Genomic DNA, 511 nt, shown 5'->3' with positions numbered 1-511 from the left:
CTATATAAGTGAGAACCTATACTTCTCGCCAGCTGTAGACGAAGAAATTCGCAAACAGCACGGCGTTGCAAGTCAGTGCAAGTCAGGCAGAAGCCGGTTGCAAGAGCTGCAAAAAAGATGTTATAGTTGCGGGCTTGGCTGCTACCGAAAGTTCAGGGAATTCCCCGATATTTCGATAGCTGCTAGAACCAAGAGAAGTCCAGCGGAAACGCTGGCGAGCCTGAAGGGGCTAGGCAGCAAAAGTAGTGCAGTGATTGATCCGCTCTAAGCGAAACAAATGCTTCACTGATTTGACAGCCGACAAAAACTCCTTCATAATCTCGTTTCTCTGCTGCTGAAAACAGCAAGCGCTGCAAGGCAAAACGCCAAGCAGTGGGAAGTACAAAATCAGTACCGAATTTGCAGTACCGCTCTTTAACAATTAAACAACCGATAAGTGTGGGCGCTTGATGCGATGCACTTGTGACTTCGGGTCTGGGGTTAAGCCTGGTCTTGGATCACAAGCACAATG

Annotated in this window: 1 protein-coding gene; it reads left to right on the top strand. The window is 48.1% G+C overall.

Annotated elements, in window-relative coordinates:
* A partial coding sequence (locus API01S_RS29455; RefSeq protein ID WP_218008452.1) for a hypothetical protein occupies nucleotides 1–268 on the top strand: 268 nt, incomplete at its 5' end.
* Nucleotides 269–511 lie beyond the last annotated feature (243 nt).

The organism is Achromobacter piechaudii NBRC 102461 (assembly GCF_001571245.1).
Taxonomy (GTDB): Bacteria; Pseudomonadota; Gammaproteobacteria; order Burkholderiales; family Burkholderiaceae_B; genus Achromobacter; species Achromobacter piechaudii.
This window is presented reverse-complemented; position numbering and strand designations above follow the sequence as displayed.